The sequence below is a fragment of the Synechococcus sp. R6-5 genome, from assembly GCF_047461775.1.
Classification (GTDB): domain Bacteria; phylum Cyanobacteriota; class Cyanobacteriia; order Thermostichales; family Thermostichaceae; genus Thermostichus.
In genome coordinates, this window is sequence record NZ_JANSHV010000239.1 from 1 (window position 1) to 528 (window position 528).

Below are 528 nucleotides of genomic sequence, written 5' to 3' on the forward strand. Positions count from 1 at the left end.
CGGATGCGGCCATTAACCCCGGCAACTCCGGCGGCCCGCTGCTCAACGCTCAAGGGGAGGTGATAGGGGTGAACACCGCCATCATCCAGGGAGCGCAAGGGTTGGGCTTCGCCATCCCCATTGAGACGGCCCAGCGGGTGGCCAATCAGTTGATCACTCGCGGCAAGGTGGATCACCCCTACCTGGGCATCCGCATGCTCACGCTGACTCCAGAGCTGAAGGAGCGCCTCAACCAGGATCCCAATAGCCGCATTTTGATAACGGTGGATCAGGGTGTACTGATTGGCGAAGTCATCCAGGGATCCCCAGCGGAACGGGCAGGGCTGCGGTCTGGGGATGTCATTCTCTCCATCAATGGTCGTGCCGTAACCACAGCCGATCAGGTGCAACAGGAGGTGGAGCGCACTGAGGTGGGCAGCACCCTGGAGCTGGAGATCGAGCGGGCCGGGCGACGACAGAAGATCCGGGCGGTAACGGGCTCTTTCCCGGCCCCCAGCGGAGGCTGATCGCGCCAGCGGGACGGAGTCC

Annotated in this window: 1 protein-coding gene; it reads left to right on the forward strand. The window is 63.6% G+C overall.

All coding sequences use genetic code 11. The features are described 5' to 3' along the window. The coding region (locus NW818_RS11935) for a PDZ domain-containing protein (RefSeq protein WP_414424672.1) at nt 1–506 on the forward strand (506 nt) is incomplete at its 5' end. Nucleotides 507–528: the final 22 nt, after the last annotated feature.